This is a genomic window from Paracoccus seriniphilus, assembly GCF_028553745.1.
GTDB lineage: Bacteria > Pseudomonadota > Alphaproteobacteria > Rhodobacterales > Rhodobacteraceae > Paracoccus > Paracoccus seriniphilus.
In genome coordinates, this window is record NZ_CP067129.1 from 393,203 (window position 1) to 414,436 (window position 21,234).

The 21,234-nt window shown below is 61.0% G+C and carries 24 protein-coding genes; 11 read left to right on the plus strand and 13 right to left on the minus strand.

What is annotated here, in order from left to right:
• Positions 1-96: 96 nt before the first annotated feature.
• Positions 97-1,017, plus strand: a complete 921-nt coding sequence (locus tag JHW44_RS01845) for a hypothetical protein (RefSeq protein ID WP_143811442.1) — start codon at positions 97-99, stop codon at positions 1,015-1,017.
• Positions 1,014-2,111, plus strand: a complete 1,098-nt coding sequence (locus tag JHW44_RS01850) for a flagellar basal body P-ring protein FlgI (protein ID WP_089343828.1) — start codon at positions 1,014-1,016, stop codon at positions 2,109-2,111. The genes JHW44_RS01845 and JHW44_RS01850 overlap by 4 nt, the downstream gene beginning before the upstream one ends.
• Positions 2,112-2,223: 112 nt before the next feature.
• Here JHW44_RS01850 and JHW44_RS01855 read toward each other — a convergent pair whose 3' ends face one another.
• Entirely contained in the window at positions 2,224-2,706 is a 483-nt protein-coding gene (locus JHW44_RS01855; RefSeq protein ID WP_089343943.1) for a dihydrofolate reductase, read from the minus strand.
• Between the two features lie 5 nt (positions 2,707-2,711).
• Positions 2,712-3,518 carry a thymidylate synthase gene (locus JHW44_RS01860; protein WP_089343827.1) on the minus strand — a complete coding sequence of 269 codons (807 nt, stop codon included), beginning with the start codon at positions 3,516-3,518 and terminating at the stop codon, positions 2,712-2,714.
• Positions 3,519-3,765: 247 nt separating this feature from the next.
• Here JHW44_RS01860 and rfbC point away from each other — a divergent pair, with 247 nt between their 5' ends.
• Genes rfbC through rfbA form a run of 4 tightly spaced genes read left to right on the plus strand, consistent with a single transcriptional unit; the run spans position 3,766 to position 7,095 of the window.
• Complete coding sequence (gene rfbC, locus JHW44_RS01865) at positions 3,766-4,326, plus strand: dTDP-4-dehydrorhamnose 3,5-epimerase (RefSeq protein ID WP_089343826.1); 561 nt, start codon at positions 3,766-3,768, stop codon at positions 4,324-4,326.
• A complete protein-coding gene (gene rfbB, locus JHW44_RS01870) occupies positions 4,323-5,360 on the plus strand; it encodes a dTDP-glucose 4,6-dehydratase (protein ID WP_089343825.1) in 1,038 nt (345 codons plus the stop codon). The genes rfbC and rfbB overlap by 4 nt, the downstream gene beginning before the upstream one ends.
• On the plus strand, positions 5,357-6,217 hold the full coding sequence (gene rfbD, locus JHW44_RS01875; RefSeq protein ID WP_089343824.1) for a dTDP-4-dehydrorhamnose reductase: 861 nt from the start codon (positions 5,357-5,359) through the stop codon (positions 6,215-6,217). Before rfbB ends, rfbD begins: the two co-directional genes overlap by 4 nt.
• Positions 6,214-7,095, plus strand: coding sequence for a glucose-1-phosphate thymidylyltransferase RfbA (rfbA, locus tag JHW44_RS01880; protein WP_089343823.1), 882 nt, complete (start codon positions 6,214-6,216; stop codon positions 7,093-7,095). The genes rfbD and rfbA overlap by 4 nt, the downstream gene beginning before the upstream one ends.
• Here rfbA and JHW44_RS01885 read toward each other — a convergent pair.
• From JHW44_RS01885 to JHW44_RS01930, 10 genes are all read right to left on the minus strand, one after another.
• Positions 7,062-8,066 carry a glycosyltransferase gene (locus tag JHW44_RS01885; protein ID WP_089343822.1) on the minus strand — a complete coding sequence of 335 codons (1,005 nt, stop codon included), beginning with the start codon at positions 8,064-8,066 and terminating at the stop codon, positions 7,062-7,064. The genes rfbA and JHW44_RS01885 overlap by 34 nt on opposite strands.
• Before the next feature lie 90 nt (positions 8,067-8,156).
• Positions 8,157-8,669 carry a hypothetical protein gene (locus JHW44_RS01890; RefSeq protein ID WP_089343821.1) on the minus strand — a complete coding sequence of 171 codons (513 nt, stop codon included), beginning with the start codon at positions 8,667-8,669 and terminating at the stop codon, positions 8,157-8,159.
• Between the two features lie 9 nt (positions 8,670-8,678).
• Positions 8,679-9,404 (minus strand): flagellar basal body L-ring protein FlgH, encoded by a 726-nt coding sequence (gene flgH / locus JHW44_RS01895; RefSeq protein ID WP_179217671.1) that lies wholly within the window; start codon positions 9,402-9,404, stop codon positions 8,679-8,681.
• 25 nt (positions 9,405-9,429) lie between these two features.
• The gene (gene flgA / locus JHW44_RS01900; RefSeq protein WP_089343819.1) at positions 9,430-9,849 is read right to left on the minus strand and encodes a flagellar basal body P-ring formation chaperone FlgA; all 420 of its coding nucleotides are present in this window, start codon (positions 9,847-9,849) and stop codon (positions 9,430-9,432) included.
• The gene (gene flgG / locus JHW44_RS01905) at positions 9,849-10,634 is read right to left on the minus strand and encodes a flagellar basal-body rod protein FlgG (RefSeq protein ID WP_089343818.1); all 786 of its coding nucleotides are present in this window, start codon (positions 10,632-10,634) and stop codon (positions 9,849-9,851) included. Before flgG ends, flgA begins: the two co-directional genes overlap by 1 nt.
• An 11-nt stretch (positions 10,635-10,645) precedes the next feature.
• Positions 10,646-11,362, minus strand: coding sequence for a flagellar hook-basal body complex protein (locus tag JHW44_RS01910; RefSeq protein ID WP_089343817.1), 717 nt, complete (start codon positions 11,360-11,362; stop codon positions 10,646-10,648).
• A gap of 2 nt (positions 11,363-11,364) precedes the next feature.
• Positions 11,365-11,631: a flagellar biosynthetic protein FliQ gene (locus JHW44_RS01915; protein WP_089343816.1), complete on the minus strand. Its 267-nt coding sequence runs from the start codon at positions 11,629-11,631 to the stop codon at positions 11,365-11,367.
• 9 nt (positions 11,632-11,640) lie between these two features.
• Positions 11,641-11,931, minus strand: coding sequence for a flagellar hook-basal body complex protein FliE (gene fliE, locus JHW44_RS01920; protein ID WP_089343815.1), 291 nt, complete (start codon positions 11,929-11,931; stop codon positions 11,641-11,643).
• 11 nt (positions 11,932-11,942) lie between these two features.
• Positions 11,943-12,335: a flagellar basal body rod protein FlgC gene (gene flgC / locus JHW44_RS01925; protein ID WP_089343942.1), complete on the minus strand. Its 393-nt coding sequence runs from the start codon at positions 12,333-12,335 to the stop codon at positions 11,943-11,945.
• 15 nt (positions 12,336-12,350) lie between these two features.
• Positions 12,351-12,737 (minus strand): FlgB family protein, encoded by a 387-nt coding sequence (locus JHW44_RS01930; protein WP_089343814.1) that lies wholly within the window; start codon positions 12,735-12,737, stop codon positions 12,351-12,353.
• Positions 12,738-12,834: 97 nt separating this feature from the next.
• On the opposite strand from JHW44_RS01930, the gene JHW44_RS01935 reads away from it, so the two are divergent.
• Positions 12,835-14,160 (plus strand): FliI/YscN family ATPase, encoded by a 1,326-nt coding sequence (locus JHW44_RS01935; RefSeq protein ID WP_089343813.1) that lies wholly within the window; start codon positions 12,835-12,837, stop codon positions 14,158-14,160.
• Positions 14,161-14,264: 104 nt separating this feature from the next.
• On the opposite strand, the gene JHW44_RS01940 is transcribed toward JHW44_RS01935, so the two are convergent.
• Positions 14,265-15,512 carry a L,D-transpeptidase family protein gene (locus JHW44_RS01940; RefSeq protein ID WP_245846968.1) on the minus strand — a complete coding sequence of 416 codons (1,248 nt, stop codon included), beginning with the start codon at positions 15,510-15,512 and terminating at the stop codon, positions 14,265-14,267.
• A gap of 263 nt (positions 15,513-15,775) precedes the next feature.
• Here JHW44_RS01940 and JHW44_RS01945 point away from each other — a divergent pair, with 263 nt between their 5' ends.
• From JHW44_RS01945 to JHW44_RS01960, 4 genes are read left to right on the plus strand one after another with little or no spacing between them, the layout of a single operon-like run.
• Positions 15,776-17,104 (plus strand): TRAP transporter large permease, encoded by a 1,329-nt coding sequence (locus tag JHW44_RS01945; RefSeq protein ID WP_089343811.1) that lies wholly within the window; start codon positions 15,776-15,778, stop codon positions 17,102-17,104.
• A 5-nt stretch (positions 17,105-17,109) separates the two neighbouring features.
• A complete protein-coding gene (locus tag JHW44_RS01950) occupies positions 17,110-17,937 on the plus strand; it encodes an IclR family transcriptional regulator (protein ID WP_089343810.1) in 828 nt (275 codons plus the stop codon).
• Between the two features lie 19 nt (positions 17,938-17,956).
• Positions 17,957-20,053: a 3-hydroxyacyl-CoA dehydrogenase NAD-binding domain-containing protein gene (locus JHW44_RS01955; protein WP_089343809.1), complete on the plus strand. Its 2,097-nt coding sequence runs from the start codon at positions 17,957-17,959 to the stop codon at positions 20,051-20,053.
• On the plus strand, positions 20,050-21,225 hold the full coding sequence (locus tag JHW44_RS01960) for an acetyl-CoA C-acyltransferase (RefSeq protein ID WP_089343808.1): 1,176 nt from the start codon (positions 20,050-20,052) through the stop codon (positions 21,223-21,225). Before JHW44_RS01955 ends, JHW44_RS01960 begins: the two co-directional genes overlap by 4 nt.
• Positions 21,226-21,234 lie beyond the last annotated feature (9 nt).

Genomic DNA, 21,234 nt, shown 5'->3' on the forward strand with positions numbered 1-21,234 from the left:
ATGGCCTTGTATTCAATTGGCGATCAGGCAAGGGCCTTTGCAGTGCAGGTCGCTTCGAACCGTCTGAAAACATCCTTGGGGACCCTGAGCGACGAATTGGCCAGCGGCGAGGTTTCGGATATTGGTCAACGGCTGCAAGGGAACACTCAGGTCTTGCGCCGGATCGAGACCCAGCTTGCAGCGGCACAGCAATATGGGACCAATTCCGAAGAAGCCAGCCTGTGGTTGAACGGCATGCAGGAGATCCTGGGGCAGGTGCAATCGCAAACCTCCGAACTGGGGCTTTCGCTCTTGGCCTCACCCTTTGCCGAAACCGAGGGGCTGCTAAGAATGCGCTCGGGAGAGGCCGGCGACATGCTGGCCTCGGTCGTATCGCATCTCAATAGCAACCTGGGTGGAGCGTATTTGTTTTCCGGGCAGAATGTCGACCAACCGGCCTTGCGGTCAGGAGCGGAAATTCTGTCTGAACTGGAGACCCTGACGGCTGGCCTGACGACTGCGACGGATGTGGCAGCTGCAGTAGAGGATTGGTTCGATGGACCTGAAGGTGCAGGCGGGTTTCTGGATGTCGCATATGAAGGTAGCCTTGATGCGCCGTTGGTTTTCCCGGTGTCGGAAGGACAATCGATCAGCGTGACAACCACTGCGGCATCTTCGTCTGTTCGAAAGGTACTGACAGGCCTGGCGACTGCCGCCTTGGTTGATCGAGGTATCTTGACCGGTGAGCATCATGAACAGAGAGAACTTTTGCGGCGCGGCGGGCAGATCCTCGCCGACAATGACGCCGATCTGCTGGCCGAGATGGCCCGGATCGGCCAGAAACAACAGTTCGCGCAGCGGTCCCAGGCGGAAAATTCTTCGGCAATCGCGATGTTGCAAACTGCTCGCAATGATATGCGTGTCGCCGATCCGTTTGAAACAGCGGGTGCGCTGACACAGGTCGAAACGCAGTTGCAAACGCTTTACACAGTGACGGCCCGCCTGTCTCAGCTACGTTTGTCGGAGTTCCTGAGATGAGATGGCTGTTGACCGCTTTGCTTGTCATCTGGTGTTCGGCAGCGAACGCGATACCTGTACGGATCAAGGACCTGGTTGATTTTGACGGGGTTCGTGGCAACGACCTTGTGGGCTATGGTCTGGTCGTAGGACTGGATGGAACCGGCGACGGGCTGCGCAATGCGCCTTTTACCGAGGAGATGCTTGCGGGCCTGTTGGAACGGCTGGGGACCAATGTCAGCGATGATGCGATGCGGTCAAAGAATGTTGCCGCAGTCATCGTCACGGCGACGCTGCCTCCTTTTGCCCGCTCGGGCAGCCGAATAGATGTGAATGTATCGACAATTGGGGATGCCAAAAGCCTGCTGGGCGGGACGCTGGTCATGACGCCATTGAAAGCTGCGGATGGCAATATCTATGCTGTCGCCCAGGGCTCGATCATTGCAGGCGGTGTGTCGGTATCCGGCGAGGCTGCGCGTGTGGTGGAGGGTGTGCCGACCGGCGGCACGATCCCTGTCGGCGCCAGGGTCGAGAGAGAAGTCGAGTTCGATTTCGGAGAGGTTCGGAATATTCGCCTTGCCCTGCGGAATGCCGACTTCACTACGGCGATGAGAGTCGAGGACGCCATCAATCGCGAATTTTCGAAACCTATCGCCGTTGCGCAAGATAGCGGAACGGTGCTTGTCGAATTCCGAAACCTGGGGGAGGTCAATCCGGCCCGCGTCGTCGGGCGTATCGAAAATCTGCTGATAGAACCCGAGGATCGTGCCAAGGTCGTCATTGATCACAAGGCTGGGACAATCGTCATGGGCGAACGGGTGCGGATCTCTCGCGTTGCCGTTTCGCAAGGAAACCTGACATTGAAGGTCAGCGAAGCGCCATTGGTATCGCAGCCCAATCCCTTCGCGCATGGCGAAACCGTAACGGTCCCACGTAGCTCTGCCAACGTGACCGAGGAGCCGGGCATCGGCTTTGCCGAGGTGGCGGGCAATACGTCTCTGAGTCAGTTGGTCGAGGGTTTGAACGCGCTGGGGGTTCGACCTCGCGACATGATTGATATCCTGAAGTCGATACATGCCGCCGGGGCGCTGCATGCGGATCTGGTTGTGCAATAAATGTCGTTCCCTGGGACGCCCGATCCTTCGCCCCCGGCTTCCCGCTATCCGGTTGCAGGCCGGAAAACTCTGGATATCAGGTCACTACGACATGTTTGACGCGCTGTCATGATCACGCCCGGTGATATTCCGTCACCGAGCAACGAGGGTCGGCTTCGCGCAGGATTTGTGTCTGCACCGGGCGCCATTCCGATGCGGAAAATTCCGGGAAGAAGGCATCTGCATCCGGAATATCCGTCTCGACCGTTGACAGCAGGATACGGTCAGCAAGGGGCAACATCTGCCGATAGATCTGCTCTCCACCGATGCAGAAGATATGATCGTGACCGGCAGATTTCGCTTGGAGAATCGCCTGCTCGAAATCGAGAAATAATGTGTTCGGAGCCGGGTCTTGCATCTGACGGGTGACGACAATGTTCAAACGGTTCGGAAGGGGTTTCTTGGGAAGGCTGTCCCAAGTCTTGCGACCCATGATGATCGCGCAACCAGAAGTTTCACGCTTGAAGAACGCGAAGTCCTCGGGGACATGCCATGGGATGGTGTTGTTGCGGCCTATCGCGCCCTTGCGGTCCCGTGCGGCAATCAGTGTCAGCATTGCCATCAGACCGCCACCGGGGCCTTGATCGAGGGATGCGGATCATACCCCTCGAAGATGAAATCATCATAGCGGAAATCAGTCAGCTGAGAAACGTCGCGCGTGATCTTCAGGGTCGGCAGCACCCTGGGCTGACGACTCAGCTGCTCTTTGACCTGAGACATGTGATTGGAATAGATGTGCGCATCACCGATCGTATGCACGAAATCGCCCGGCGTATAGCCGCTGACATGTGCAATCATATGCGTCAGCAGCGCATAGCTGGCGATATTGAAGGGGACGCCCAGAAACATGTCGGCCGAGCGCTGATACAACTGCAGATGCAGCTTTCCGCCCAGAATGCGCACCTGCCACAGGGTATGACAGGGTGGCAGGGCCATGGCCTTCACCTGGAGCGGATTCCAACCCGAGACGATCAGGCGGCGGCTGTCGGGGGTGTCGCGAATGGCATCCATCAACGTGCGGATCTGGTCGGCCTCTGGCAGGGGATCGGTTTCACCCTCTGCCCCGAAGCGGCGCCACTGGTGGCCATAGACCGGACCAAGCTCGCCATTCTCGTCGGCCCATTCATTCCAGATTGAGACGCCGTTCTGCTGCAGATAGGCGATATTGGTATCACCCGACAGAAACCAGAGCAGTTCATGTATGATCGATCGCAGGTGCAGCTTCTTGGTGGTGACAAGCGGAAAGCCCTGGCTCAGATCATAGCGCATCTGCATGCCGAAACAGGATCGCGTACCGGTGCCGGTCCGGTCGGTGGTCTCAACCCCCTGGTCGAGGATCGTTTGCAGGGCATCCAGATAGGGTTTCATGGCGTGCTCCTCGGCCTGTTGGATGGATCTCTGGGACGTATCTTACGTCTGGTTTCGTAAGTCAGCAGAACGGAATGTTAAACCCGCCTGTGATCGATGCCATCCGACATGACAAGAAACCGCTTTGCAATGCCGGCTTCCTCGGTCCAGGTTTCGCGCGGGTCAGCCCGTTGGGGCTACGTGTCGCGTGACATGACGCCTGGGTGCGCATATATGTTTGATGTACCTGTAGTAAGTGATTGTTGATATGCAGATTGAGAATACGGCCCTGCCGGGTGTTCTGATCATTACGCCCAAGCGCCATGGCGATCATCGAGGCTTTTTTTCCGAAAGCTGGAACAAACGCAGACTTGAGGACGCGGGTCTTCATCTGCCGGAATTCGTACAGGACAATCATTCCATGTCGCGCGAGGTCGGGACATTGCGCGGCCTGCACTATCAAGCGCCCCCTCATGCGCAGGGCAAGTTGGTGCGATGTGGCCGTGGTCGGCTGTATGATGTGGCTGTCGATGCGCGCCGCGGCAGCCCTGATTACGGGCGTTGGGTCGGGGTGGAACTGTCCTATGAAAATGGTCGGCAGCTGTGGATTCCACCGGGCTTCCTGCATGGGTTCGTTACGCGCGAAGCGGAGACCGAAATCATCTATAAGTGCACGGCGTATTACGACAGCACCAGCGATGGCTGCGTCCGCTGGGACAGCCTGGACATCGACTGGGGCCTTGCGCGGCCGGTCCTCTCTGACAAGGATCGAAACGGCACGGCATTTGCCGAATGGACGACACCCTTCAATTTCAACGGTGAGACATGAAGATTCTGGTAACGGGCGGGGCCGGGTTCATTGGTTCGGCAGTGGTGCGGCTTGCCGTTCGGCGCGGTCACGAGGTGGTCAACCTGGATGCGTTGACCTATGCCGCGAATCTGGAAAATGTCGCTTCGGTCAAGGACAGCGGGCTTTACTGGTTCGAGCAGGCCGATATTCGCGATCGCGCTGCATTGGACCGTATCTTTGACAAACACGCCCCCGATGCGGTGATGCATCTGGCGGCCGAAAGCCATGTTGACCGGTCCATCGACGGACCTGCGGCCTTTATCGAGACGAATGTGATCGGCACATTCAACATGTTGGAGGCGGCGCGGGCTTATTGGGTTTCACAGGGGCGCCCTGATTCATTCCGTTTCCACCATATCTCGACCGATGAGGTATTCGGCAGCCTCGGCGAGACCGGCCAGTTCACCGAAACGACCCCCTATGATCCTCGCAGTCCCTATTCCGCCAGCAAGGCAGGCTCTGACCATCTGGTCCGGGCCTGGCATGAAACCTATGGGTTGCCCGTCGTGCTGACCAATTGTTCGAACAATTACGGTCCCTATCATTTCCCCGAAAAACTGGTGCCCGTAGTTATCCTGCGTGCCCTGGCGGGTGAAACGATCCCGGTCTATGGCGATGGTGGGAATGTGCGCGACTGGCTGTATGTCGAAGACCATGCCGATGCGTTGCTGCTTGCGCTGGAAAAGGGCGAAAACGGGCGCAGCTACAATATCGGCGGCGAGAACGAGGCCCGCAATATTGATCTGGTCAGAATGATCTGTGACCATATGGATCGCCTGAATCCGCAGGGTGCTCCTCATGACCGGCTGATCGAATTCGTCCCCGATCGTCCCGGTCATGACCGTCGCTATGCCATTGATCCTCAGCGCATCCGCACCGAGCTGAACTGGCGGCCTTCCGTCACGGTGCAGGAAGGGCTGCGCCTGACGGTCGAGTGGTATCTGAACAATCGCGACTGGTGGGAACCACTGTATCAGCGTGATGGTGTTGGCAAGAGGCTGGGTACCGGATGAGCGAGGGGATTCTTGTTTTCGGCAAGACGGGGCAGGTCGCGCGTGAGCTGGCAGGGCTTCTCCCCGAGGCTCGTTTTCTGGGGCGTGCCGAGGCCGATCTGGCCGATCCAGGGCATTGCGCCCAGGTGATTCTGGCCGAGAGGCCGCGTGCCGTCCTGAATGTAGCGGCCTATACGGCGGTGGACCGCGCTGAAACCGAGGCAGAACTGGCGCGGACCGTCAATGCCGATGCACCTGCGGCCATGGCTCAGGCGGCGGCAGAGCTGTCTGTTCCCTTTCTGCATGTCTCGACCGATTATGTGTTCGACGGCTCGGGCGACCGGCCGCGCGCCGAAGGATCTCCGACCGCGCCTTTGGGTGTTTACGGGCGGACGAAACGAAAGGGCGAAGAGCGTATCGCGGAAAACGGTGGCCAATGGGCGGTGTTGCGAACCTCTTGGGTGTTTTCAAGCTTCGGTGCGAATTTCGTCAAGACCATGCTGAAGCTGGGGGCCGAGCGTGATCAACTGAACATTGTCTGTGATCAGATCGGTGGCCCGACACCGGCGGGCGATATCGCCGCCGCCTTGGTCAAAATGACCGAGCAGATGCTTTCGGATCCGGGCAAGGGCGGGCTGTATCACTTTGCAGGTGCACCCGATGCAAGCTGGGCGGATTTCGCCGCCGAGATATTCCGTCAGGCCGGGCTGACCTGCAAGATCACGCCCATTCCGACATCGCAATATCCGACTCCGGCATCGCGGCCCTTGAATTCGCGGCTGGATTGCGGCGCAATCAAGGCGGATTTTGGCGTTGATCGTCCAGATTGGCGCAAGGGGCTGGCCGATGTGCTGGCAAGACTGGAGCAAACGGCATGACGCAGCGCAAAGGTATCATTCTGGCGGGCGGCTCGGGAACCCGGCTTTATCCCATCACGATGGGGGTCTCGAAGCAGTTGCTGCCGCTATATGACAAGCCGATGATCTATTATCCGATCACGGTTCTCATGCTGGCCGGCATCCGCGATATCGCGATCATCACCACGCCCGAGGATCAGGCCCAGTTTCAGCGGTTGCTTGGCGATGGCGCGCAATGGGGGGTGAGCTTCACCTGGATCGTTCAGCCGTCCCCCGACGGTCTTGCGCAGGCCTATCTGCTGGCGCGCGACTTCCTGCAAGGTGCGCCCTCGGCGATGGTCTTGGGCGACAACATATTCTTTGGCCACGGGTTGCCGATCCTGCTGCAGGCTGCCGACCAGCGAAGCGAGGGCGGCACGGTCTTTGGCTATCAGGTCAGTGATCCCGAACGCTATGGTGTCGTTGATTTCGACAAGACGGGGCGGGCGCGCGCGATCATTGAAAAACCGGCCGATCCGCCGTCGCATTTCGCTGTGACCGGCCTTTACTTTCTGGACGGGACGGCATCTGATCGAGCAGCCGAGGTTCGCCCATCCGCGCGCGGAGAGCTGGAAATCACCACCCTGCTGGAAAGCTATCTGTCTGACGGAATTCTGACGGTCGAGAAGATGGGGCGCGGCTTTGCCTGGCTTGATACCGGAACCCACGCCAGCTTGCTGGACGCCGGGAATTTCGTGCGCACGCTGGAAAACCGGCAGGGGCTTCAGACCGGTTGTCCGGAAGAAATCGCCTTTGAGGCCGGGTGGATCACAGCGGATGAACTGCGTGACAGGGCCGCAAGATTCGCCAAGAATGAATATGGGACCTATCTGCTGCGGTTGTTGGACGACAGGGGCTGACGCAGCCGCCCCATTGTGGTCGCAGCTAGCAGCGCGACCGTCCCTGCGGTGGTCTGGCGATAAAGGCCAAGCCTGCGCAATCTCTGTGCGGCAAACGGGCCGCGACACTGCAGGGCTGCGACAACGCCATCCAGAACCTGTCGGTTTTCGGTGGTAAGCAGGGCACGGCATTGCGACAAGGCGGCCAGATTCGCGCCGACCCAGCTGCCGTAATCCCCCGCGAACAGTTTCCCCAGCCGTTTGGCCATTGCGGATATCGTATCGTTGCGGCCCATTTCGGCTTGGCTGTGCTGACGATACATCAGCATCGGACGGGGATCGTGAATGATGGCCGCGCCAGCGCCAGAGGTCAGCTGATAGGCCCACCAGTCATGGGATTCGATCTTTGCAAGGCGGGCGGCCTCGACGCCTGATTTCAGCAATGCGGCGGCGTCCGGGTTGAACACCGAGGTATTCCCCGCCATGCAGGCCTGCACCAGGGCATTGCGAAACGTCAGCGGTCTGTTGAAGCGGCGCGATTGCGCGACCGGGGCAAGCTTCTCGTCAGTGATGATCGTGCGCGCGGCATAATGGGCCGGCCCCTTGATCTCGCCAAGGCTTTCAACTGCAAAAGCAAGCTTGTCCGGGTGCCAGACATCGTCCTGATCGCAAAAGGCAAGCATCCGGTTATCCGGCGCCTGTTGGATCAGATGCAGAAAGTTCTGCGTTGCGCCCTGACGCGGCCCTTCGATCAGATGCACCCGACCGTGCCCGACCTGCGCGGCAAAGCTGGCGACCAGATCGCGGGTATTGTCCCACGAGCCGTCATCTGACACGAACAGCTGCCAGTTCGTATAGCGCTGTGCGCCAATGCTGTGCAGCTGCTCCTGAAGAAAGCGCCCTCCCTGGTAGGTCGCCATCAGGATCTGCACCTCTGGGGCGGTGCCGCCGTTTGCTGGCTTGCCGGGGGGCGTGGGATGAATTTCGGTCATGGCCAGTGATCGCGATCCTTCGATGCTCGCCCTTCTTTTGCCTTGTGACAAGGCGTGGTGCAATGCGGCGACCACGCGCGAACCGGCATGTTATCCGTCCTGACGGGCTATATCTTCGATCAGGACTGCGTGGACGGGCAGGGTCGTGGCGTGCCTTGCCGCTTTCAGAAGACTTTCGCGCAAGACACGCAAACTGACTTCGGTGGTGAAATTGCCGTCGAATCCGCCCGTATTGGCGTGAATCAGCAATTGCCGCAGCAAGGCATCGCGCAAGCGGTGTTCCTGTTGTTTCATGGCTTCCAGTTGATCTTTGGCGGTTTCCACGCTGAGGGTCAGGATCATCATCGCCCCCATGTCGCCGTTGCGCATCAGCGGAACGAAGAACTGCGAAGGAAAGCTGAAGGTGGCAGTCCTTACATCTGTCCCGGTATTCGCAGGGGGATCCTGGCGCGTATCTGCATCGTTCTTCGCCTCGATCAGTGGGGACAAACTCGCGTTGTCCTCGGCTTCGCTGCCGGGTGATGCCGGACGCAGGTAGTCCCCGGCGGCGATGCCTGCGACAAGCGCGATCACCGGTGCTGACAGGAAGAGGATCTTGGTCATGGCTGGTCCTCAATATGGCAGAAGGATGTCGGCGATCTGCTGCCCGTAGCGCGGCTGCTGGACATCGGTGATCTGTCCGCGTCCGCCATAGGAAATCCGTGCGCCAGCAATGCGGTCGTATTCGATTTCATTGTTGAGATCGATGTCATCGGGTCGGACAAATCCCTCGACGGTCAGTTCGCGCAGTTCGTAATTTACGCGGACCTCCTGGGTGCCCTGAATTTGAAGCGTTCCATTGGGAAGTCGGTCGATCACGGTGGCCGCGATGCGCAGGGTCAGCTTGTCCCGGCGAGAGATATTGCCGCTGCCCTTGTAGGTGGAGCTTGAGGATGCATCAATCAGTTCGTCGAAGCTGGCACCCTCGGGCAGCTTGTCGTTCAGCCGCTGGGGAATGCCGGCCAGTTGCGGGATTTCCAGGTTGTCGCCCGCGCTGCGTGACCGGTCGGAGCTGTTGGAAATTTCCGCGCTGTCGTCGATTTCGATGACCACCGTCAGCAGGTCTCCGCGTGTCGAGGCGCGCCGGTCAGAGATCAGGGATGATGAATTGCCTGCCCAGAGCGAGGCTGCGGCCTCGGGTCGGCCGGAATTCACGGGGAGATCCAGTGGCGGATTGGTGATTGCCAGAAATTCCTCGGTATTTCGCGGCGATGTCAGATCGGGGGCCTGCCCCAGATTGGCGACCCGCGAGCAGGCGCCCAATACCAGCGCGAGGCAGATGAGCTTGAGATATGTCATGAGGTGTTCCTGGGCTAATGTGGGCCTAGAATCCGGCAAGCAGGCTGCCATCGGGTTGAACGAGGGCCGAGATGACCTTGCGAGAATCGGTGTTCATGACCCGGATGACGTCTCCTTCGCCGCCATCGGACAGGGCGCGTGCCTGTGCCCTGACCTGCAATGCACCGCGCTGAAAGATCACCTGCACTGTTTGATTTCGCCTGACGATGCGCGGTGATTGAAGCAGGTTGGCGTGGATCGGGCGGCCTTCATAGATTGTCACGCGGGCTTGCTTGCCAATGGCGCTCGCCGGATCGCTGAGACCGGCCGATTTTCCATCAATGGCGCGCAAATCCGATGCGGTGATGATTGTGCCGGCCTGCAATGTGCGGGCGGCGGCAAGCACGGCGGCCTGTCCGGTCAGGGGCAGGAGGGCAAACAGGGCGGCGATGGCATGGCGCGTCATCAGCGCACCTGCGTGGTGGCGCCAAGCATCTGATCGGCGGCGGTGATGACCTTGGCGTTCAACTCGTAGCCGCGCTGTGCCTTGATCAGCTCGGTAATTTCACGGACCGCATCGACTGAGCTTTCCTCGAGATACCCTTGGCGCAGGGTGCCGGTGCCCTCTTGCCCCGGATCGACGACCTGCGGATTGCCCGAGGCCGCAGTTTCCAGGAACAGGTTCGAGCCAATCGCCTCCAGCCCTTTCTGATTGGCAAAGCTGGCCAGGGTGATCTGGCCCAGAAGCTCGGGTTCGACCTGGTCGTTGAAATAGGCGTAAACCTCGCCACCCGCGTTGATGGCAATGCTGCGCGCGTCATCCGGGATGGTGATTTCCGGTACCAGCGGGAAGCCGTCCGATGTCACGATCAGCCCGTCGGCCGAACGCTTGAGGCTGCCGTCGCGCGTATAGGCAGACAGCCCGGACGGCAGCATGACCTCAAGATAGCCGTCACCATCAATGGCAAGATCCAGGTCGCTTCCCGTCTGGTTCAGCGAGCCTTGCTGCAGGTTCACGGTGACTGCGGTTGGGCGCACCCCCAGCCCCATCTGGACACCGGCGGGAATGATCGTGCCATCGGCCGCCGTGACAGTGCCGGGACGTGTGGCCTGCTGGTAATGCAGGTCGGCAAATTCGGCGCGGCGGGCGTTATATCCGGTGGTCGACATGTTGGCGAGGTTGTTGGAGATGACCTCGACGCGTGTTTGCTGTGCGCTCATGCCGGTTGCGGCAATCTGTAATGCTCGCATGGTGAATCCTCTCAGCTGCTCATGGCAGAGATTGCGTTGCGAATGCGCTGATCTTCGCGGTCCAGAAATGACTGGCCCAGTTCATAGGCCCGCTGGACCTCGATCATGCGGGTGATCTCGAAAACCGGATCGACATTGGATTCCTCGAGGAAGCCTTGCCGGATCTGCGGGTTCTCGATCACTTCAGGCGGAAGCTCCGTGGCGAAGATGGTTCCGCCGTGATGGGTGATCTGCGCGTCACCGGCGGGCGCAAAAACTCCGATACGACCGAATTCCAGACCATTGGCCGAGAGCGTGCCATCCTGGCCGACCTTGACGCTGCTTGCCCCCGCAGGAATGACGATGGGAGCCTGTCCTTCGTCAAGCAGGCGGAAGCCATCGGCCGTCATCAACTCGCCTTCCGGCGAGGGCATGAAGGCACCGTTGCGCGTCAGCCGGTTGCCTTCAGGAGTTTCCACCAAAAAGAAACCCTGTCCTTCGATGGCCAGGTCGAAATTGCCATTGGTCTGCGTCAGCACCCCCTGGCGCAGATCGATCAGCCGTCCCCGGGCATGGGCCATCGACAGTGTCTTTCCGCGGTCTCCGACCGAGGAAAGATACTCGGCAAAGATCACACCTTCGCGACGAAAACCGGTCGTGTTCACATTGGCGATGTTGTTCGCCACGACGCGCATTTCATTCATCAGGCCGGATTGCCGCGTCAGTGTGGCATAGATCGCATTGTCCATTCCTAGCCTCCTGCAATCAGGGGAATGATCTGCCCCAGATAGAAATCGGAAAGGGCGGTGGTCATGAAGCTCATGGTGACCCAGAAAACGACCAGCATCAGACCGACCTTGGGAACGAAGGTCAGGGTCATCTCCTGAACCGAGGTCAAGGCCTGAAAAAGACCGATGACGACACCTGTGACCAGCGCCACACCCAGAAGCGGCGCCGAAATGCGCACGGCGATCAGCAAGGCCTGGCGCAGCATGTCGAAGAGCAGGGTTTCACTCATGCTGCCTCCTCAGACCTGCATCCGCAGGATGTCCTGGTAGGCCTCGACAACCTTGTCGCGAATGGCGACGACCGTCTCCATCGCCAGTTCGGCTTCGGCAATCGTCTGTACCAGTTGATGTGTCTCGATCTGGCCCGTCATCGCACCGGTCGAAACCGCATCGACCTGCGCCATCTGCGCAGCGAATTCCTCGGCGGCAGAGCCCAGCCGTTCGACTGTCGGCGAGCTTGCTGCATGTGATGGCGCAACAGCCTGTCGCGCGACGGTATAGGCATTTGCGGCGTTCAGATTGAAAATCATGAGATGACCTTTCAGCGTCTCAGCAGTTCCAGCAGAGAGGACCCCATCTGTCGGGTCTGTTCGAACATTTTCAGGTTGGCCTCATAGCTGCGGCCGGCTTCTCGGGAATCTGCGATTTCGATCAACAGGTTCACGTTGGATCCGAGGTAATATCCCTCTGCATCCGCCAGCGGATGCGCAGGGTCGTGAATTCGCTGCAATTCACGGCGATCAAGCATGGTGTCCGAGGCTTTGACCTCGCCGGTATGGCGCCCGAAGGACGTTGCCTCCTGGAATGTCACCAGCTTGCGGCGATAACCCGGTGTATCGGCATTGGCGATATTTTCCGCCGTGCGGCGCAGGCGTTCGCTTTGGGCCTGCATGCCCGATGCCGAGAGCCTGAGGGGAGATAGAAGATCCGTCATCCTTTCGCCCCCCATTTAGCGGCCGATGCTGCTGCGCATCAGGGTCAGCGCGGATTGATAGATACCAAGCGACAGCTCGTGGGCACGTTTCACCTCGGCCGCTTTCAGCATCTCTTTCTCCAGCGAAACGGAATTGCCGTTGGGAGAGCTTTCCCCTTCTGTGGTTTCGGCGCGCGGCATTGCCGTGGACCATTGCGGCGTGGAAAAATGACGTATGGATGTTGTTTTCAGCTCAGCCATGCCGACGCTGCGGTGATAGCTTTCCTCGAACCCGGGCAGGTCCTGGGCCTTGAAACCCGGCGTGTCGGCATTTGCGATATTGCGTGCGACCACGGTCTGGCGTTGGGCGACATGCTGCCCCATGGCACGGGCCATCCGCATCATCTCGATCTTCTCAAACATGAGGCTTCTCCGCATTGGCGATAACCCGGTCTTAACGGCAATTGGTTTAGAAACCGTTTCGTGAGGAATGATTGTCCTGAGCGAAAGGGATGCAGCCATGGATCAATTGAAGGCCATCGCCGAACGGATATCCGCCTTGCGGGTGGCGCGACATTTCGGGCGGGTGCAGGCGATCCGTGCAGGGCTGATCAGCCTGCAGGGGCTCAACCGCTGCGCTTCGGTCGGGGATCGGGTGATGATCCGGATGCCCGATCGCCGGATCGGCGGTGAAATTGTCGGGCTGACGCCGCACGCGGCCGAGGTCCTGGCGGAAGGCAATCATGAAGGTCTGTCCATCGGTGCCGAGGCTGAACTGCTCTTTTCGCCGGAAATCGCGCCATGTGATGCATGGATCGGACGAATCATTGATCCGTTGGGGGAGCCTCTGGATGACCGGCCATTGCCACGTGGAGCGGTGCCGCGTCCGTTTCGTTGCGAAGCGCCACCTGCCGTGCAACGCAAGCGGCTGGGCGAACGATTGCCCACCGGAATGGCGGTGTTCGATACGCTGCTGCCACTGGTTGCGGGGCAAAGGCTGGGGCTTTTTGCCGGTTCGGGCGTGGGGAAATCGACCCTGCTGTCGAAGCTGGCGCGCGGGGTCAGGGCGGATGTCGTCGTGATCGCCATGATCGGAGAACGTGGGCGAGAGTTGCGGGAGTTCGTCGAGAACACGTTGGGGGCGCAGGGAATGGCGCGTTCCGTCATCGTCGCTGCGACCTCGGACCGTTCTCCGCTGATTCGCCGTCGCTGCGCCTGGGCCGCGATGGCCGTGGCCGAGTATTTCCGTGATCAGGGCAAGCATGTCCTGTTGCTGGCTGATTCCATCACCCGTTTTGCCGAGGCGCATCGTGAAATTGCCCTTGCCGCAGGGGAACCGCCCAGCTTTCGCGGTTTTCCCCCTTCGGTGTCGAACATGGTCATGGCCCTGGCCGAGCGCGCAGGCCCCGGGATCGAAGGCTCGGGTGATATTACCGCAATATTCAGCGTGCTGGTCGCGGCATCGGATATGGAGGAACCGATCGCCGACATCCTGCGCGGAACGCTGGACGGTCATGTGGTGCTGGACCGCGCGATTGCCGAACGCGGGCGTTTCCCGGCCGTAGATGTGGTGAAATCCGTGTCCCGCTCCCTGCCGGATGCGGCCTTGCCCGAGGAGAACCGGATGATCGCTCGTGCCCGCGCGGCTTTGGGGGCCTATGCCGAGTCAGAGTTGATGATTCGCGCGGGGCTTTATTCCCGCGGCGCCGATCCAAAACTGGATGAGGCGGTCAGCCTCTATCCGCAACTGGATGACTTCGTGACGCTGGGCAGCAAGGATATCGCGCAGAGCTTCAAGTTGCTTGACCAAGCTCTGCGCCTGCCCGCCTCGCGGGTGAGCAGCTAGGGCAAATCCGGTCCCCGTCATATTGGCGCGATGGGCGGCAGAACCGCACGGAAGCCCCGATGGTGCTGTTTGTCAAAGGATCGGGGCAATCGGCAAGGTTGGGGTCAGTTTTCAGAAGAGCCGGGCGGGACGAACCCGTCGGGCAGGGCGTCTGACAGGGCCGTGCTGAGCGGATCGGCGGGCGTTTCATCGGTGGCCGGTGCTGGCGCGGCATCGGGCACGGCTGTCTGGTCGGGGAATTCCAGTCTCTCGCTGGGTTCCGGGGTTGCCGCGATGGCCGCTGGCGTGGCGGTGGCCTTCAAGGGTTTGGAGGTGCGGGCCAGAGGCGGGGCGGTGATTCCGGTTGCATCAGCGATGGTGACGCCGGGCTGAAGGAATTCGACTGTGGTCACGCCGCCGCGCACCATGCCGGCCAGCTCCTGCGCATCCCAGTTGGTCAGGCGCACGCAACCATGAGACTGGCTGTGGAACAGGCGCGATGGCGAGGGTGTGCCGTGAATCCCGTAGCTGGGCTTGGACAGGTCGATCCAGACCGATCCTACCGGGCCATTGGGGCCGGGCGGGATGATCAGCGGCTTGTCGTTCTTGCCCTGCGTGAAGTTGCGCTGCGGGTTATAGGTATAATTCGGGTTCAGCGCGACGGTCACGACGTGATGGTTGCCCGAGGGCGAGGGCGTTGCATCCGAGCCGATGGTCGCGGGATAATCCACGATCATGCGGCCCTTGGCATTATAGGCGGCGACGCGGCGATTGGCCTTGTCGACGATGATGCGGGTCACCGTGGCTCGGATGGGCGAAGAGGGTGCGGCGACGCTGATGGTTGCACCGGGAATGATCGGGATGCCGGGGTTGAGAAATGCGATGAATTTCTCATCCATGTGAAAACGCTCGCCCAGGCGTTCGGCGATGCTGGTATAGGCCATCGCGGACATCTGCGCCTTTTCTGCATAATCGGCGGGAATCGCCTCGACCAGCCCCTCGCCGTCCTCGGGGGTGATCGTATAGCGCATGGTCACCGGCTCATGGGCGAAACTTTGCAGCAGGTTCCACACATGCGGATCCATGACGCCATCCATCGGCAGCCCAGAACGGCGCTCGAAGGCCATGATCGCGCTTTTGCTCATCCCGCCCTTGAATCCGTCGATGACCCCGGGCGAGGTGCCCGAGCGATCCAGAAGCACCTGGACCTTGGCCGTCAGTGCCGAACGCCCCGCAGGCAGGTCGCCGCCGGTATAGGCCGCGGCCTCGATATCCTCGGCGGTAAAGGGAAGGTCGCTTTGTGCATGAGCCGCTGTATGCGCGGAGACGACGGCCACAAGCGCAAGCAGAGGGCCGAAAAGGAGGCGGGGCATGGAAGAGGACTCCGATAATGTTCCCTGTAGCATCGGGGGTTGAACAGCAGTGCGCCAGATAGCCTGTCAGTCACATTATGGTCAATTTGCTATTGTATTCCGCATAGTGGAATGGAAGGCTGCAAAGTGAAACGGTGGAAGGAGCAAGGACCATGCAATCACGCGTTCATCACACGCCGTGGCAGGGCTGAGCATGCATATCGCGACAGCGGAGCGGACGGTTTCATCTGGCGAAGGCCGTCACACGCAGGAGACGGTCTAGAATGTTGCCGGCGAATATCGGGTTTCTCGGCGCGCTTCTGGCGTTGGGGTTGCTGTGGCTGCGCCTTCCGGTGGCGCTGGTCGTCGGGGGCGTTTCGGTTACGGGCAGTCTGCTGCTGTTTGCGCTGGGTGTGCCGGGGGCAACCGAGGGTGCGACGCTGATTCAATCCGTCCTTGCCATGACCTCGGGGCTGGTCGATCTGATCCATTCCGGCGATCTTCTGATGCTTCCCCTGTTCATCGCGCTTGGCAATATCGCCTTTTATGCAGGGGTGACGACGCGTATCCATGATGCCGCGGCCGTCTGGTTGCGTCGTTTGCCCGGTGGGCTGGCCATGGCGGCCGTGATGGGCTGTGGTGGCTTTTCGGCGATCTCGGGGTCTTCGGTCGCCTGCGCCTCGACCATGGGGCGTATCTGCGTGCCGGAAATGCTGCGCCAGGGCTATGATCCGAAACTGGCAACCTCATCGGTCGCGGTGGGCGGGACGCTGGGGTCGCTGATTCCGCCCTCCATCCTGTTCATCCTTTACGGTTTCTTTACCGAAACCCCGATTGCGCAACTGTTCATGGCGGGCATCCTGCCGGGACTGCTGTCCCTGGCGGGCATGCTGCTGGTCATCGTCTGGTGGGTCAGCAGCGAACCCGACTGTGCCCCGCCATGTGAGGGCCCTGCCGTCAGCCGCACCGAGGCCGCCCTTGCGGCTTGGCCGGCACTGTTGCTGTTCGTGGTGATCCTGGGGGGACTCCATAGCGCCATCCTGACCGCGACCCAGGCTGCGCTGACATGCGTGGTGCTGACGCTGATCATCGGATTCGTGCAGCAGCGCCTGACGCTGGACGTGCTGTGGCATGGCATTCGGGAAAGCCTGATTCAGACCGGTGCGATCCTGCTGATCGTTGTTGCCGCCAAATTGTTCCTTGGTTTTGTCGAACTGTCCGGCGCGGCCGAGGCAATCGTGACATGGGCGCAGCGAAACGGCATGACCTATTTCACCATGCTGTGCCTTGTGGTGATGGTTTTCCTTGTGCTGGGCATGTTCGTGGATTCCATCGGAATTCTGGTGCTGTCGCTGCCTTTCCTGGTGCCGTTGGTGCATGGATTCGGCATGGACCCGATCTGGTTCGGGGTCATCGTGGTCAAGCTGCTGGAGATCGGGTTGATCACACCGCCTGTCGGGCTGAATGTCTTTGTGATCGGCAATGTCACCCGCGAGGTTCCGATTGAAGGAATCTTTGCCGGCGTCGCGCGGTTCCTGATGGTCGATGTGCTGGTCTTGCTGGTGTTGCTGCTGTTCCCGGTCATCGCGACCTTCATTCCGGCTTCGATGTGATCGAGATGAGAGAACCAATCCGACCCGATTATGAACAGGACCGCAATTTCGCGACGACTCTGGCGCGCGGGCTTTCCGTGCTGCGTGCCTTTCGGGCAGGCGATGACGGTCTGAGCAATGCCGAGATCGCCGAACGCACGCGGTTGCCGAAATCGACGGTGTCGCGGCTGACCTTCACGCTGGGATGTCTGGGCTATCTGACCCAACCGCAGCGCAATGGCCTCTATCGTCCGGGGCCGACTCTGCTGGCCATGGGGCATGTCGCGGCGGCGTCATTGTCATTTCTGGACCCGGCTGAAGAGATGATGCAGGCCCTTGCCGATGAAACCGGCACATTGGTTCTGTTCGCGGTGCGCGATCGCGACAAGCTGGCACTGGTGCGAACATGGCGGCCTGCCAATGTCGCCTCGATCTGGCTGGAGGTGGGGCACCGGCTTCCGATCGGGGCCTCGTCCTCGGGGCTGGCGGTTCTGGGGGCCACGACCATGGCCGAATTTTCCGGCCTGATGGCGGATCATCCCGAACCTTGCCCGGATGGACGGCCGTTGTCGGATCTGCGCCGCGAGGGGCATGGTCAGCTGATTGCGCAGGGCTATGCGGTGATCGGTCACGAGTTGCGCCATTCCGCGAATATCTCGGCAGTGTCGGTGCCCTTCAGATCCAGCCGGATGGCTGGTCCGGCCGCTTTTACCTGCGGTGCGCAGGATGAGGCGCTGCCAGACAGGACGATCCATCAGACCGTGGGGCCAAGGCTGCAACAGGCCGTTCGACAATTGCAACGCATGATGGGCCAGCCCGAGACCCCGGCCTGGGCGGCATCCCCGAGTGAATAGTGAGTAGTGAGGTTTTCCGATGACAGCGACCTATGCCCGCGACGGCGCTATCGCGATCATTGAAATCAACAATCCGCCCGTGAATGCGGCATCGGCTGCATTGCGCGCGGGGTTGGCCGACGCAATCGGGCGTTTCGCCGGAGACGATCTGGCTCGGGTGGCGATCCTGCAATGCGCGGGTCGCACCTGGATCGCGGGCGCGGATATTTCGGAGTTCGGCAAGCCGCCGCAACCACCCTTGCTGCCCGATGTGATCGCCCAGATCGAGGCAATGCCCAAGCCCGTCATCGCGGCAATGCATGGCACGGCGCTGGGTGGCGGGCTGGAGGTGGCGCTTGGTGCGCATTACCGGATTGCCGCGGCCGGAGCCGAAATGGGACTGCCCGAGGTCACGCTTGGCATTCTGCCGGGGGCAGGGGGAACACAACGTCTGCCCCGTCTTGTCGGGCTTGCTCCCGCAGTTGATCTTATCACTTCGGCGCGCCGGATCGGGGCGGAAGAGGCGTTGAAGATCGGTCTGATCGACCGCATTGCCGAAGGCGATCTGAATGAGGCGGCCCGCGAATATGCGCAATCGCTTGTGGACGCGCAGGCCGGTCCGCGGCCCTGTGCGGCAATGGCTCCGCCGCAAATCGATGAGGATCTGGTGGCCGGATTGCGGGCAAGGCTGGCCAAAAGGTATCCGGGGCAGATCGCTCAACTGCGCGCCGTGGATTCAGTGGTCGAGGGGGGCTTGCTGCCATTGCCGGAAGGACTGGCGCAAGAGCGCGAGAAGTTCACGGAATTGATGGACAGCCCGCAGCGTTCGGCCCTGATCCATGCTTTCCTTTCCGAACGCGCCGTGGCGCATCTGCCAGAGCTGGAAGGCGTTTTGCCCCGCGATCTGACGCAGCTGGGCGTGATTGGCGGCGGAACGATGGGGGCGGGGATCGCGGCCTCGGCCCTGCTGTCCGGTCTGGCCGTGACGCTGACAGAACGTGACCGGCCCGCCGCCGATAGGGCCGCCGGAACCGTGGCCGGTATCCTGCGCGGGGCGGTCAAGCGCGGCAAGATCACGCAATCCAGATGCGATGCCATTCTGGCCGAGAAATTTACCAGCGCCGATAGTTATGACGCTCTGACCGATGCCGATCTGATCATCGAAGCGGTGTTTGAGAAGATCGAAGTCAAGCAGCAGGTCTTCTCGGCGTTGGACCGGGTGGCCAAAGCGGGTGCGGTGCTGGCCACCAATACCTCGTATCTTGATGTGGATCGCATCGCGGAAATGACCTCGCGCCCGCAGGACGTGATCGGGCTGCATTTCTTTTCTCCGGCCCATGTCATGCGCCTGCTGGAGGTGGTGGCCGCTGGAAAGACCGCGCCGGATGTCGTCGCCACCGGCTTTCTGCTGGCCCGACGTCTGGGCAAGATCGGGGTCAGGGCAGGAAATTGCGACGGCTTCATCGGCAACCGGATCCTGACCCACTATCGTGCGGCGGCGGATGCCATGGTGCTGGATGGTGCCTCGCCCTATCAGATCGACCGGGCCGTGACCGCCTTCGGTTTTGCCATGGGGCCCTATGCGGTCTCTGACCTGGCGGGGCTGGATATCGGCTATTTCACGCGTCAGCGCAGGGCGCCGGACCGCCATTCCCGCGACCGCATTCCCGTCTTTGCCGACCGGCTGTATGAGCTGGGTCGTTTGGGACGCAAGACCGGGCGTGGCTATTACATCCATGATGAAGACAGTCCGGGGGGGCGCGAAGACCCCGAACTGGCCGATCTGCTGACGCAGGTAAGGGGCGAGCTGGGGCTGGTCGAGAAAAGCTTCACCGATGACGAGATCGTCGCCCGATATATGGCCGCAATGGTGAACGAGGGCGCGCGCGTGGTCGCGGATGGCACCGCGCTGCGCCCGCTGGATGTCGATGTGGTCATGCTGAACGGCTATGGATTCCCGCGTTGGCGCGGCGGGCCGATGCATTGGGCCGATCAATATGGTCTGGCGAGCATTCTCAAGGATATCGAAGGCTATTCCCGCGAGGATGATCATTTCTGGCAGGCGGCACCACTGCTGCGCCAGCTTGTCGAAAGCGGACGGGATTTCGCCGATCTGAACAGGGGGAAGACAGCATGAAAGAGCCGGTGATCGTCTCGACCGCCCGCACGCCGATCGGCAAGGCGGGGCGAGGTGCCTTCAACATGACCCATGGCGCGGTCATGGCCTCGGAAGTGGCGCGGGCCGTGGTCGACCGGGCCGGAATTGATCCCGCGCTGATCGAGGACAGCATCTGGGGCTGTGGCTATCCGGAATATGTCACCGGCGGCAATATCGCCCGACAGGCCACGGTCCGGGCCGGTCTGCCCGACAGTATCGCCGGAACGACGGTGAACCGCTTTTGTGCCTCGGGGCTGCAGGCCTTGGCCATGGGCGCGCATATGGTGGCGCAAGAGGGCGCCCGCGCGGTGCTGGTGGGCGGGGTGGAGAGCATCTCGATGGTGCAGCCGACACCCCGGAATTCGCGCGAGGCATGGATCGAACAGCATCGCCCCGATCTCTATGTCACGATGATCGAGACCGCCGACAATGTCGCGCGCCGCTATGGCATCAGCCGCGAGGCACAGGACGAATATGCGGTGCAGTCGCAGGCCCGTACCGCCAGCGCACAGAAGCGGGGCCTGTTCGATGATGAAATCCTTCCCATGCGTGTCACCAAACTGGTGACCGACAAGGAAAGCGGCGAAACCCGGCAGGAAGAGATCACCATCAGCGCGGATGAGGGGAATCGCCCGGGCACGACATTCGAGGCCCTGGCCAAGCTGAAGCCGGTTCGGGGCGAGGGGCAGTTCATTACCGCCGGAAATGCATCGCAATTGTCGGATGGGGCCGCTGCCCTGCTGGTGATGGAGGCCGAACTGGCGGCATCGCAGGGCCTGCAGCCTCTGGGGGCATTTCGCGGCTTTGCGGTTTCGGGCTGCGCACCGGATGAAATGGGGATCGGTCCGGTGCTCGCGGTGCCACGTTTGCTGGAACGCGCGGGATTGACGGTCGCGGATATCGACCTGTGGGAACTGAACGAGGCCTTTGCCAGCCAGTGCCTCTATTGCCGTGATGAATTGGGGATCGACCCCGCACGTTTCAACGTGAATGGCGGCGCGATCTCGATCGGCCATCCGTTCGGGATGACCGGCGCGCGCACCGCAGGGCATATCCTGCGGGAAGGGCGCCGGCGTGGGGCAAGATGGGGTGTCGTGACCATGTGCATCGGCGGCGGGCAGGGCGCGGCCGGCCTGTTCGAATTCTGCTGACGCGGGTCG